Raw genomic sequence first — 12,221 nt, forward strand, 5'->3', positions numbered from 1 at the left:
CGATCTCTGGTTGCATCCGGGTATGGCCGATCACGTACTCGACAACCCCATCTGGGAATCGCTGCGCAGCCGTCACCGCGACCTGGCCCTGCGCATCGGCGATGTTGCCCGCTATCCGGCGCAGATCGCGCCGTTCCTTGGTGTCGCCGCCGACGGTGCAGACATCGGCACCGCGCTGGCGCAGCTGGTCCCGCCGGATGACACCGTGCTGCTGCTCGGGGTGACGCCGGCGGTGCCCGAAGGCTGGCGCCTGGACAAGCTGGCGATGCTGGCGCAGATGGAATGCCCGCAACACATGGCCGAGGTCGAAGGCCCGCCGATCCTGGAACTGGGTGAGGCGCACCGGCAAGACGTGCTGGAACTCACCGCGCTGGTGTACCCGCACTATTTCCGTCCGCACACGATGGACCTGGGGCGCTATTTCGGCATCTACCAGGACGGTCGACTCGCAGCGATCATCGGCGAGCGCATGGGCATGGACGAGTTCCAGGAAATCAGCGCCGTGTGCACGCATCCGGACTTCAACGGCCGCGGCTACGCGCGCCATCTGCTGGCGTGGCTGAGCAACGACGTGCTCGATCGTGGGCGCATGCCATTCCTGCATGTTGCCCACGAGAACCACCGCGCAAAGCAGTTGTACGAGCGCGGCGGGTATCGCGATCGCCGCGACATTGGTTTCTGGTCGCTGCGCCGCGCCGCGCCCTTATAGGTTTGCCGCCGCCAGCTCGCGACACAGTTGCACGGTCGCCTCGTCCACCGGGAAGCAGCATTCGATGCGCAGCTCGTCCAGGGTCACGTCACGCGGCGTGCCGAACGTGGTGATGGTCGAGAAGAAGCGCAGTTGCCGGTCGTCGCGCTGCAGCACGGTCGTGAGCAGCGGCGCCGGCGCGGTTTCCAGGTCGCGCCTGCGCCAGCGTGCCGGAACACCGGGGTAGGCCAGCACGTCATCGAGCAGCGCGCGCGCTGCCAGGTCCGACGGCGCGGCCGCCACTTCGGCATGGAGGTGGTGGATCAGGTCGCCGGCCACTTCCTCCCAGTTCGCCACCGCCGCGCGCAGGTCATCGGGATCGAAGATCTGCCGGATCATGTTGCGGTGCGCGCTGGCGCGGCCGCGCATCACGTAACCGTTGACCCGCATCGCAGCGTCGTTGGCCATCAGCACGTCCCAGCGGCGATTGAGGACGAACGCCGGGTAGGGTTCTTGCTGGGCGAGGATGAATTCGATTGCGCGCCGCACCTGCGCCAGTTCGGGCGTCGCCAGCGCCGTTTCCGGGTAGCGCGGCGCGTAGCCGGCGGCCACCAGCAACGCATTGCGCTCGCGCAAGGGCATGTCGAGCGCATCGGCCAGGCGCGTGACCACATCGCGGCTGGGCTGCGCCTTGCCGGTCTCGATGCAGCTGAGGTGGCGTGTCGAGATGCCTGCATCGAGTGCCAGGCCGAGCTGGCTGAGGCGGCGCGCCGCGCGCCATTCGCGCAAGACGGTGCCGACCTGGGGCGTGGGATGGGCGAAGTTGTTCACGGCCGCAGCATAAGGGCGGCCTGCCATGAGTTCCATGACCTCGCAGGTCATGACGCCATGACCTGCCACTTCGTTGATCGCATGCCCTGGCGGGCGAATCATTTGCCGCAACGAAGGGCCACGGCGTGCCCTGGAGATCAGGACCATGATTCGCAGGCAGTTCCTGGCAATGGCGATGGGCACAGCGGCAGCGGGCGCGCTGGGCGGGTATTCGGCGGCTCTGGGCGCAACGAACGGCGTGGCCGCCGCGGCTGACGCCACAGCAGACGACGTCGCCGCGGCCGCGGCTTTCCGCGCCGCCAGCCGCTTCATGAAGACAGCGTTCGGCAACATCGCCTATGCCGAACGCGGCCGCGGCGCGGCCGCATTGTTCCTGCACGGATTCCCGCTCAACGGCTACCAGTGGCGCGGCGCTTTGCAGCGGCTGTCGCCGTACCGGCGCTGCATCGCGCCGGACTTCCTCGGCCTGGGCAATACCGAAGTCGCGCCGGGCCAGAGCGTGGCACCCGACGCCCAGGTGGCGATGCTGGCCGACCTGCTCGATCGCCTCGGCATCGACCGGGTCGACATCATCGCCAACGACAGCGGTGGGCAGGCCGCACAATTGTTCCTTGCACGCTATTCGCAGCGCGTGCGCACGCTGCTGCTGACCAACTGCGACTCGGAGATCGAATGCCCGCCGCCGGCGCTGCTGCCGGTGCTGGAGTTGGCCAAGCAGGGCAGGTTCGTCCAGGAATGGCTGGCGCCCTGGCTGGCCGACAAGGCGCTGGCGCGTTCGCCGCAGGGGCTGGGCGGGCAGACGTTCACTTGTCCGTCCCATCCCGGCGACGAGGCCGTCGACACCTACCTCGGCCCGCTGGTGCGCAATGCCGATCGCACCCATGCCTACGCGATCGGGCTGGACCGCAACTGGTTGCAGGGCATCGGCCCGGCGCTCGCGCGCTTCGACGGACCGACCCGGATCCTCTGGGGCACGGGCGACACCATCTTCTCCGAGCGTGGCGCCGAACACCTGGACCGCAGCTTCGGCAACTCGCGCGGCGTGCGTCGCATCGAGGGAGCGAAGCTGTTCTTCCCGGAAGAGTTCCCGGACCTCATCGCCGAGGAAGCGCGAGCGCTGTGGGGTGTCTGAGCCTGGGCCGGCTCAGGACGCAAGCTCGTGGACCGCGCGTGCGGCGCGATCCACTTCTTCGGGCGTGTTGACCAGGCTCGGTGCCAGGCGCGGGTAACTGACGGCGTAGGGGCTGCTGCTGGCGACGATCTTGCGCTCCAGCAGACGCTTGACCACGTCTTCGGTCTTCACGCCTTCGACCTCGAATGCGACCAGGCCTGCCGAGAGATCGCTCGACATCGGCGTGTGGATCTTGATCTTTGGATTCTCGGCAAGGTTCTTCTTGAGCTGGGTGTTGAGACTGGCGATGCGCGCGGCGACACGTTGCCGCCCCATCTGCTGGTGCATCTGGAACGCGGCCGCCATCGCCCACTGATGCTCGAAGGCATGGAAACCGCCGGGACTCATGCGCGCGGCGCTGTTGGGCGTCTTCGGATCGCGGTTCTCGGCCCAGGCGTTGTACGCCTCGAGGTCGCTGAAGGTCGGCACCGTCGGATGCAGGCGTGCCCAGTTCTCCGCCGTCGCCCAGACCATGGCGGTGCCGCGCGGAGCGAACATCCATTTGTGGCAGCCGGCGCAGAGGAAGTCGGCATCCATCGTGGCGATGGTCTCGTCGGCGGCGCCGATGCCGTGCACGCCATCGACCACCAGCAGTACATCCGGATGCTTTGCCTTGAGGGCGGCGGCGAGCTGGCGGATCGGCAAGCGGATGCCGGTGCTGGAGTGCACCCAGGTCAGGCCGACCACGCGCGTGTTGGGCTGCACGCCCTTCAACAGGCGCTCGACCAGCTGGTCGGTGCTGGCCTGGGCGGCCTCGTCGAACAGGGAGATCTTGCGCATCGCGGCGCCATTGCGCTGGCACGCCAGGCGGATCGACTCGTGGTGCGAGTAGTGGTCGTGGACGGTGGTGAGCACGTCGTCGCCGGCCTTGAGCGGCAGGCCGTGGTAGACCAGCGCCAGGCTTTCGGTGGTGCTGCGGGTGAGGCAGACCTGTTCGGGCTTGCCACCGAGATATGCGGCAATCGTGGCCTGCACTTTCAGCGGGACGTTGTGCGCCTCGTCCTCGAACAGGCCCTGCTCGATCACCAGGAACGGGTTCTGGTCGATGGATCGGCGATAGGCTTCGATCGCTTCGCGCACCGGCGCCGGATGGCTGGCGATGAAGAAGCTGGCGAAATGCGCGTAGGCCGGATCGAGCGCGAACTGGGCGCGCACGCTGTTCCAGTCCGACAGGTCGGGCACCGCAGGCGTTTCGCGCGCGAGTGCCGACAACAGACCACCGGGGAGGAGCGCGACGGCGCCGGCAACGGCGGGCAGGGCGAGGAACTGGCGGCGCGATTGCGAAAGCGACGGGCTCATGGCGGTCTCCGGACATGGCGCAAGACTTGGGCGCAGGCGACCGCCGCAGCGTGCGCCGGACGAGGTTCAAACCAGATAAACGCCATGCGGCCGAAATGCGGTCGCGCTCGCCGGCTGACTGGACCGCAGGTCGGGCCGGGCGACCGTCCAACCCGTGGTGAAGCCGACCTTCACACCCGTTCGGCGCGGGTTCTGCCAGCCTCGTCGGCGCCGTCCCGTCGTCGGACCATCGCGGTCCGTCGCGGGCACGAAGGAGCAGCGCCATGGTGCAGACCGGACGACGCGCATCACGGGGATGGGTTGCCTTGATTCTTGCCGCGTTGTTGAGCGCCTGTGGCGGCGGCGGAGGCAGTCCGCGCGCCACCGTTTCGCCACCGCCGACGCCGCAGAACCGGCCGCCGGTGTTCACCTCCGGGATTACGGCGACGGTGCCCGAAGGCACCACGGCGGCCTTCTACACAGCGACCGCGAGCGACGCCGACGGCAATCCGGTCACGTTCTCGCTGGCCGGCGGCGCCGACCAGGCGCGCCTGCGCATCACCGCGCAGGGCGCACTGTCATTCGTCAACGCGCCGGATTTCGAAAATCCCGTCGACGCCAACGGCGACAACGTCTACCTGGTGACCATCGCCGCGAGCGATGGCGTGGCCAGTGTCACGCAGGCGCTGTCGGTCACCGTCACCAATGTGCTCGGTGCCGGTTTCCGTGTGCGGCGCGTGGCGAGCGGGCTCAACTTCCCCATCTTTGTCGCGCCGGTGCCTGACGGCAGCGGCCGGTTGTTCGTGGTCGAACGCGAAGGTCGTATCCGCATCATGACCGCGAATGGCGCGGTCGCGGCCACGCCGTTCCTCGACATCAGCGGGACCATATCGATCGATGGCGAGCGGGGACTGCTGGGCTTTGCGACGGCGCCGGATTTCTTCACCAGCGGCCGCTTCTACATCTTCGTGACGGCGCCGGACGGGACCCTGGAAGTGCGCCGCTACCTGACCGTCACCGGCGACCTCAACCGCGCCGATCCCGCCAGCGGCGACGCGATCCTGCGGGTGCCGCACCCGCGCAGCAACCACAACGGTGGCTGGATCGGCTTCGGGCCCGACGGCATGCTCTACATCGCCACGGGCGATGGCGGCGGCGCCGGAGACCCCGACAACAACGGCCAGAACACCAACACGCTGCTGGCCAAGATCCTGCGCGTGGACCCGGCGACCGATGCGTTCCCCGGCGACCCCAACCGCGACTATGCGATTCCGGCAGGCAACCCCTTTGCCGCGTCCGGCGGCGCGCCAGAGGTGTGGGCGTATGGACTGCGCAATCCGTTCCGCAACAGCTTCGACATGCAGACCGGCAACCTGCTGATCGGCGACGTCGGCCAGGGCGCGATCGAGGAGATCGACCTGATGCGCCCAAGCGACGGCGGCGCCAACTTCGGCTGGCCGATCCTGGAGGGCACTGCGGCGTTCCGTGGTGGACCCACAACCGGAATGACACCACCGGTTGCGCAGTACTCGCATGGCACCGGGCCGGTCAACGGCAGTTCGGTCACCGGCGGCCTGGTGTATCGCGGCCCGGTCGAATCGCTGATCGGCGAATACATCTTTGCCGACTTCGTCAGTCCGAACATCTGGTCCGTGCCGGTATCCCGGCTGGTGCCGGGCACCACCCTGCAGGCCAACGAATTCACCCAGCGCAACGGCGACTTCGCCCCAGACGCCGGCGCGCTCACCAACATCGTCAGCATCAATGCCGACAGCAGCGGGCAGATGTACCTGGTCGACTTCGATGGCGAGATCTTCGTGATCGAGACCGCGGCCGCCGGCCTGCCGCTCGCCGCCTCGCAGATGGCGCCACAGCAGATCCTCGGCGCGAGCCTGTCGATGCGATCAGGTCGCCACCAGTAACCCGTAGCCCGGGTAAGCGCAGCGCACCCGGGTTCTGGGGTGACGATCCCGGGTGCGCTGCGCTTACCCGGGCTACGCGATTTCTCCCGCGCTAGGCCGTCAGTCAGCCCGCCCGTCGTATCCTTGGGTATACGCGTGCCACGGGTGCGCGCGCATTCATCGACTGACAAGCGGGACATCCTTGCGACAGATACTCACGCACTCCTGGCCGTTGCTGTTGTGCCTCGCGCTGGCGGCCTGCCAGCGGGCCGAGCCGGCAACCCACTCGGGCATGGTCATCGAAGAGGTGAACAGCCCGCAGGAGGGCGGTGCGATCAGCACGGCGCCAGTCAAGGTGCCGCCCGCCCAGGCCGAGCCCAACGGTTCCCAGCGCAAGGCCAAGACCAGCGTGCGCGAAGCGGCCAAGCCCAAGAGCGAGGAAGCTTCGATCGACTGGAAAACGCCGCTCGAGCTGACCTCGGGCGAGGCTTCCATCAGCTGCGAGCTGGACTACGCCTCGCTCGGCGACGGCAACGTTCTGGCGAAGTTCGACCAAGACGGACTGCGCGACGCGTTGAAGCCGTGCGTCGAGCGCGGCGTCGCGCGCCTGCGCTACAAGGGCAAGATCACCGCCGAGTTCGGTTCGCTGGTCGAGCGCGTCACCTATGTCGCCAACGAGCTGGGCATCCACAAGCGCGTGCTCGACGTCGACTCGGCCGGTGGCCAGGTCGAGGATGCGATCAAGGCCGGCGATTTCATCGCCGAATCGCGCTGGACCATCTGGGTGCGCGAAGGCGCGATCTGCCACAGCGCCTGCGTGTTCATCCTCAGCGCCGGCGACACCCGCATGATCGCCGGCCAGGTCGGCATCCATCGCATCATCCGCATGAGTTCGACCGCGACCACGCGCGCGCAGCTCAACGCCGAGCTGCGCGTGGTCTACGAGCGCGTGCGCGATTACCTCGAGCGCAACGGCGCCGCGACCGCGGTCGCCGACCTGATGATGGCCGTGCCCAACCGCGGCCTGCGCCTGCTCACGACCGAAGAGTTGGAGCTGTACGGCCTGGACGGCGTCAACCCGGCCCAGGACGACCTCGACCGCCTGCGCCTGATGCGCAAGTGCGGCGAGGACTTCGTCAGCCGCCGCGATTCGTTCGTGCGTGCCTTCGACAAGCGCTGCAAGACGCCCAACACCGACCTGGACGCGCTCAATACCTGCGGCCTCGACCTGCGCAAGGATTTCGGCTTCCCCGACCAGGCCTGCCCGGCGGAGAGTCCGTTGTCGGAGTTCGATCCGGGGACGGCGCTGGTTCCGGGTGCGAGCAAGCCCGATGGCGTGTCGCAACAATCGGCCAAGCCGCAGGCGGGCGACAGCTGACCGCCATGCACGCCTGACCGGCGCAGCATCGCCGGCGGCGTGAGCCGGCCATCACATCGCTCGCGGCACGATGCCCCGGCGCGCGCAGCCAGCGCGCCGGAGGGCCCCGGGATGAGTGATCTGCGCTATTCGTTGCTGCGTGGCGGGCTGGTGTATCGCGTTTCCAGGATCAGCGGCCTCAGCCGCGCCCAGCACCGGCTCGCGCCGCTGGTCGCCATGGCGCTGGTCCTGATCATCGTGGTGCCGATGGTGGTGGCCGCCGCGCGCGCGGGCACCCTGTTCGGCGGCGTGACCATTCCGCTGCTGCATGACTATTCGATCTGGGCGCGGTTCGTCATCGCCGTGCCGCTGCTGGTCCTGGCGGCACCGATGGCCGACGAACGCCTGTGGCGCGCGATCAAGCACCTGCAGGACCTGGTCGACGCGACCGATCGCGACCGCTTCGAAGGCGTGCTGGCGCAGATGCGGCGCTGGCGCGATGCCAACACGCCGGAGCTGATCCTGTTCGCGCTCTCCATCTTCGCCTCGTACGTGATCCCGGTGCTCGGGCTGCTGGACAACGTCAGCGACTGGAAGGGCAGTGCCGAGTCGATGAGCTTCGCCGCGATCTGGCTGCAATGGGTGGCGATGCCGGTGATCCGCTTCCTCGTGCTGCTGTGGTTCTGGCGCTTCGCCCTGTGGACGCTGCTGCTGCTGCGCTTCTCGCGGTTCAACCTCGACCTGCACGCGGCCCATCCCGACGGCCGCGGCGGGCTGGCGTTCCTGGGGTATGCGCAGGCCGCATTCCTGGCGCTGCCGCTGGTCGGTGGCATCTCGCTGGCCGGCACGCTGGCGCTGGATGTCCAGTACTACGGCGCCGAGCTCAAGAGCCTGCGTTTCATCATGGCCGGCTGGGTCGTGATCGGCGTGACGATGATGGTGGTGCCGCTGCTGTTGCTGGTGCCACGGCTGGCCGCGCTCAAGCGCAACAGCCTGCTGGCCTACGGCGCGCTGGGCACCGACTGTTCGGAGAGTTTCGAGCAGCGATGGCTCGGGCGCGCCCGCGGTGGCGCTTCGCCGATTCTGGAAGCCGGTGACTCGTCGGCGCTGTGCGATCTGACCGGCGTCTACGCCACGGTCAAGGAGATGGGAACGATTCCGCTGCAGCGTTTCCTGTTGACCCAGTTCGCACTCGCTGCAGCGGTGCCGCTGCTGCCGGTCATCCTGATGAGGATGCCGCTGAAGGAACTGCTCGGGAAAATATTCTCGGCGCTGGCGTGAGAGCCAGGTCGGTCAGGCAGCGTCTACGACGTGGATCTCGATGTCGTCGATGGTCACGACCTGGCCGGCGTGGATCTTGCAGGTCTTGCGCAGTTCGACCGCGCCGTCGACGCTGACCGCACCGCTGGCAACAATGGCCTTGCCGGCGCCGCCGCTGTCGCACAGGCCGACCAGCTTGAGCAGCTGGTTGAGTTCGACGTGGTCGCGGTCGAGTTCGAATTCGATCTGTTGCATGGCAATGGCGCGGGGAAGGGCGGTCAGGTTCGCAGCGCTGCTTGCGTTGCGCAATGGCTGGCGGCTAGACGGCCAGCGGCTGGCTGGTATCCGCGCACAGTGCGCGCTTCTGCTCCGGCCGCAGCTGCTTGATGGCGTACTCCGCGCGGCTGGCGGTTGCGCGATCGGGGTAGGGGAATTGCGCAAGCAGGCGCACCGGCGGCCGGGCGCGGGTGTAACGGGCGCCTTTGCCGGCTTCATGTTCGGCGTAGCGGCGCGCGACGTCGGTAGTGATGCCCGTGTACAGGCTGCCGTCACGGCATTCCAGCAGGTAGACATACCAACCATTCATGGGGCGGCAGCCTAGCGTAGGAGCGGTCGCGGTGGCGAGTGGCTGGCTGCGGACCCGGCAGACGGGGTCGCCGGCGCAATGGCGGTCGCAGTTCTGCCCATGACCGATAACCATACGCATGCGCACGTCATTGTGGCTGTCATGGCGCGCACCCACAATGCACCGTCCACACCGAGAAGTGCCTTGAGCGCCACAGCCTCCGCGTCACCCACCGCCGCAACCCTTCGCCAGCTTTGCGCCCGCTTCGCCCGCCCGCATCTTGGCCGCGCCGTGTGGCAATTGATCAACACCCTGGTTCCATTCCTCGCGCTGTGGGCACTGATGGCCTGGAGCGTGGTCGATGGCTGGGCCTTCGGCTGGACGCTGCTGCTGGTGTTGCCGGCGGCGGGCCTGTACGTGCGCATGTTCATCATCCAGCACGACTGCGGGCACGGTTCGTTCTTCGCCAGCCAGCGCGCCAACGACATCGTCGGCCGCTGCCTCGGCCTGGTGACGCTGTTCCCGTACGGCTACTGGAAGAAGACCCACGCCGTGCACCACGGCACCTCGGGCAACCTCGACCGCCGCGAGATGGGCGACATCGACACGCTCACCGTCGCCGAATACCGCGCGCTGCCGCGCATTCGCCGCCTGGGCTACCGCCTGTACCGCAGCACGCCGGTGCTGCTGGGCATCGGCCCGTTCTACCAGTTCGTGATCAAGCACCGTTTCCCGTTCGATCTTCCCTTCACCTGGAAGAAGGAATGGGCGAGCGTGCTGCTCAACAACCTGATGCTGCTGGTCGCGTTCCTCGCGCTCGGCTTCAGCATCGGCTGGCACACCGTGCTGATGGTGCACATGCCGGTGGTGCTGGTGGCCGGTGCCGTCGGCGTGTGGCTGTTCTACGTGCAGCACACCTTCGAAGAGGCCTACTGGGCCCGCCGCGAGGACTGGGATTCCGGTCGCGCCGCGGTCGCGGGCAGTTCCTACTTCGACCTGCCGCGGGTCGTGCACTGGTTCACCGGCAACATCGGTTACCACCACATCCACCATCTCGCCAGCCGCATCCCGAACTACCGCCTGCGCGAGGCGTTCGAGTCGAGCCCGCTGTTGCAGGCAGCACCGCGGCTGACGATGTGGACCAGCCTGCGCAGCGCCCGGCTCAAGCTGTGGTGCGAGGAAACCCAGCGCATGGTGGGTTTCCCGCAGCGCGCCAGGGCCTGAACCGGCGCGCGTCGGGGCAGGTCATTCGTCCCCGAACCGCGCGATCTCGTCGAGGTACCGCTGGGCGCGCGTAACGCTGCGCCCGGCACTTTCGGCATCGATCGCTTCGCCGATGTGGCGGCGCTCGGGCCTATGCGCCCAGCGGTGGAACCACACCATCGCCAGCATGCCGACGATGCCGATCGGAATACCGATGTAGTAGAAGCTGGCGTGCATCTGCACGCCGAACAGCTGCTTGAACGCGATCGCCATCAGCGGCATCCACAGCAGCCAGAACGGCAACCCCAGCCACGGCGACACCCGCGTGCGCCACAGCCGCAGCTGCGCCAGGGATTTCTGGATGGTCAGCACCGGACCTGCGTAATCGATGCGGGTGATCAGCAGCAGCTCCATCACCGCCGAGATGATCAGCGCCACGCTCCAGGCGTGCATCACCAGGCCGCTGGCGAGCAGCGTCGGCGAGCCGGTGTTGGCAATCCAGAAACTCGCGAACGCCACCGTCAGCAGCACGCCGACGATCAGCTGGATCACCTGCCCGAACCACAGCGGCCGCAGTCGCGAGCGGACCTTGTCGATGCGGCTTTCGGTGAGCAGTTGCAGGTTCAGCGCGGTCTGCTGCTGCAGGCGGCGGTCGAGGGTCTGCCAGGCGAGCTTGAGTTCGTCGAGTTCCATGTTCGTTCCTTACGCCACGTCCTGGCGGATGCGCTGCTTGAGGCGGCTGATGCGGGTGGCCACGTTGGTTTCGCTGATGCCCAGGATCTCGGCGATCTCGCGGTAACTGCGATCCTCCAGGTACAGCAGGAGCAGGGCGCGGTGCATCGGATCGAGTGCGGCGATGAATCGCTCCAACACCTCCAGGCGTTGCCGTGCTTCGACATCGATGCCCTGTTCGTCCGGCAGGTCGTGGAGGTTGTCGTCGAGCGACACGGTGCGGCGGCGGCGCTGGCCTTCGCCGCGCAGCCAGGAGATCGCCACGTTCAGCGCGATCCGGTACATCCAGGTCGGAAAGGGGCGCTGCGGGTCGTAACCCGGGTAGGCGCGCCACAACTGCGCGGCGATGTCCTGGGCCAGGTCGGCGCGGTCTTCGGCGTGGGCGGCATAGGTCGCCGCCACCTTGAAGACGATGCCGCGGTGGGCCTGGAGCAGGGCCTCGAACTGCTGCCGCGGGTCAGCGGTCTGGGCCGTCATGCTGGCGGTGTACTCCATCGCGAACGCGTCCATTGCCTGGTCGAACCCATGATTCGCAGGCAGGGGCGAATCGTCACAGCCCAGTTGCGGCTTCTCAATCCAGATAGTCGTACAGGCGGTAGATCCAGCTCAGCTCGTAGGCGATCGCGGCGACGACGAAGCAGCGGTGGAAGGTCTCCGAGCGCACCTTCATCGCGACCAGGCACAGGCCGATCATCACCACGTTGCGGATGGGGTACTCGACGTTGAAGCGGCGGTAGTAGTCGTGGCCCTTGATCAGGGTGTCGCCGAAGTCGATCAGGTACAGCACCGCCATGATCCCGAAGAACCAGCCGCGGCGGGACTGGAAGTAGTCGCGCCAGCCGGCGTACTCGGCCAGGTCGTCGGGGAACAGCAGCGTGCACAGCAGGAACAGCACCACCACGTACAGAATCAGGAAGGCGTAGGCGACGAAGCTCCACGGATGGACGTGGCTGAGGCCGAACTCCCACCACCAGAAGTGCACGAGCACGATGAACATGGAGATCGCCCAGCCCATGTGCACCCAGTAGATGTGATCGCGGCCGGGGTGCTGTACGAAGCGGGCCATGCCCTTGAGCAGGGTGGTCAGGCCCAGTCCGAGGACGATGCCGAGGACGATGCGGATATGCGTGAACAGCGGGTCGGTGGTCATGCACTGCGTCCCGGCAGGCCGAGGGCCGATGGCGGCAGCATAGGGCCTGCCCGTCATCCCGGCGTAGCCCTCACCGTCATCCCGG

At 67.6% G+C, this 12,221-nt stretch carries 13 protein-coding genes; 6 read left to right on the plus strand and 7 right to left on the minus strand.

The features are described 5' to 3' along the window. Window positions 1–22: 22 nt before the first annotated feature. Complete coding sequence (locus ACFOPO_RS02565) at window positions 23–709, plus strand: GNAT family N-acetyltransferase (protein ID WP_386700532.1); 687 nt, start codon at window positions 23–25, stop codon at window positions 707–709. On the opposite strand, the gene ACFOPO_RS02570 is transcribed toward ACFOPO_RS02565, so the two are convergent. Beyond that, the gene (locus ACFOPO_RS02570) at window positions 704–1,519 is read right to left on the minus strand and encodes a helix-turn-helix domain-containing protein (protein ID WP_386700534.1); all 816 of its coding nucleotides are present in this window, start codon (window positions 1,517–1,519) and stop codon (window positions 704–706) included. The two genes, ACFOPO_RS02565 and ACFOPO_RS02570, sit on opposite strands and share 6 nt — an antisense overlap. 145 nt (window positions 1,520–1,664) lie before the next feature. Between ACFOPO_RS02570 and ACFOPO_RS02575 the strand changes: the two genes are divergently transcribed. Beyond that, window positions 1,665–2,651: an alpha/beta fold hydrolase gene (locus tag ACFOPO_RS02575; protein WP_386700536.1), complete on the plus strand. Its 987-nt coding sequence runs from the start codon at window positions 1,665–1,667 to the stop codon at window positions 2,649–2,651. A 12-nt stretch (window positions 2,652–2,663) separates the two neighbouring features. Here the strand turns inward: ACFOPO_RS02575 and ACFOPO_RS02580 are convergent, their stop codons facing one another. Then, window positions 2,664–3,989 carry an aminotransferase class V-fold PLP-dependent enzyme gene (locus ACFOPO_RS02580; RefSeq protein ID WP_386700538.1) on the minus strand — a complete coding sequence of 442 codons (1,326 nt, stop codon included), beginning with the start codon at window positions 3,987–3,989 and terminating at the stop codon, window positions 2,664–2,666. A 263-nt stretch (window positions 3,990–4,252) separates the two neighbouring features. Between ACFOPO_RS02580 and ACFOPO_RS02585 the strand changes: the two genes are divergently transcribed. From ACFOPO_RS02585 to ACFOPO_RS02595, 3 genes are all read left to right on the plus strand, one after another. Further along, a complete protein-coding gene (locus ACFOPO_RS02585) occupies window positions 4,253–5,890 on the plus strand; it encodes a PQQ-dependent sugar dehydrogenase (protein WP_386700540.1) in 1,638 nt (545 codons plus the stop codon). 181 nt (window positions 5,891–6,071) lie between these two features. Beyond that, window positions 6,072–7,247 carry a hypothetical protein gene (locus ACFOPO_RS02590; protein WP_386700542.1) on the plus strand — a complete coding sequence of 392 codons (1,176 nt, stop codon included), beginning with the start codon at window positions 6,072–6,074 and terminating at the stop codon, window positions 7,245–7,247. 111 nt (window positions 7,248–7,358) lie between these two features. Next, window positions 7,359–8,507 (plus strand): hypothetical protein, encoded by a 1,149-nt coding sequence (locus tag ACFOPO_RS02595; protein WP_386700544.1) that lies wholly within the window; start codon window positions 7,359–7,361, stop codon window positions 8,505–8,507. A 12-nt stretch (window positions 8,508–8,519) separates the two neighbouring features. Here ACFOPO_RS02595 and ACFOPO_RS02600 read toward each other — a convergent pair whose 3' ends face one another. Both ACFOPO_RS02600 and ACFOPO_RS02605 read right to left on the minus strand, forming a co-directional pair. Next, the gene (locus ACFOPO_RS02600; RefSeq protein ID WP_386700546.1) at window positions 8,520–8,741 is read right to left on the minus strand and encodes an RNA-binding S4 domain-containing protein; all 222 of its coding nucleotides are present in this window, start codon (window positions 8,739–8,741) and stop codon (window positions 8,520–8,522) included. A 64-nt stretch (window positions 8,742–8,805) separates the two neighbouring features. Continuing rightward, the gene (locus tag ACFOPO_RS02605; protein ID WP_386700548.1) at window positions 8,806–9,072 is read right to left on the minus strand and encodes a GIY-YIG nuclease family protein; all 267 of its coding nucleotides are present in this window, start codon (window positions 9,070–9,072) and stop codon (window positions 8,806–8,808) included. A 270-nt stretch (window positions 9,073–9,342) separates the two neighbouring features. Between ACFOPO_RS02605 and ACFOPO_RS02610 the strand changes: the two genes are divergently transcribed. After that, a complete protein-coding gene (locus tag ACFOPO_RS02610; RefSeq protein ID WP_241918753.1) occupies window positions 9,343–10,275 on the plus strand; it encodes a fatty acid desaturase in 933 nt (310 codons plus the stop codon). A gap of 21 nt (window positions 10,276–10,296) precedes the next feature. On the opposite strand, the gene ACFOPO_RS02615 is transcribed toward ACFOPO_RS02610, so the two are convergent. From ACFOPO_RS02615 to ACFOPO_RS02625, 3 genes are all read right to left on the minus strand, one after another. Beyond that, window positions 10,297–10,947: a hypothetical protein gene (locus ACFOPO_RS02615; protein WP_386700550.1), complete on the minus strand. Its 651-nt coding sequence runs from the start codon at window positions 10,945–10,947 to the stop codon at window positions 10,297–10,299. Between the two features lie 9 nt (window positions 10,948–10,956). Beyond that, window positions 10,957–11,463: an RNA polymerase sigma factor gene (locus tag ACFOPO_RS02620; RefSeq protein ID WP_386701253.1), complete on the minus strand. Its 507-nt coding sequence runs from the start codon at window positions 11,461–11,463 to the stop codon at window positions 10,957–10,959. 94 nt (window positions 11,464–11,557) lie between these two features. Beyond that, window positions 11,558–12,136, minus strand: coding sequence for a hypothetical protein (locus tag ACFOPO_RS02625; RefSeq protein WP_386700552.1), 579 nt, complete (start codon window positions 12,134–12,136; stop codon window positions 11,558–11,560). Window positions 12,137–12,221 lie beyond the last annotated feature (85 nt).

Source organism: Lysobacter sp. GCM10012299 (assembly GCF_042649405.1).
In the GTDB taxonomy this organism is placed as follows: domain Bacteria; phylum Pseudomonadota; class Gammaproteobacteria; order Xanthomonadales; family Xanthomonadaceae; genus Lysobacter_J.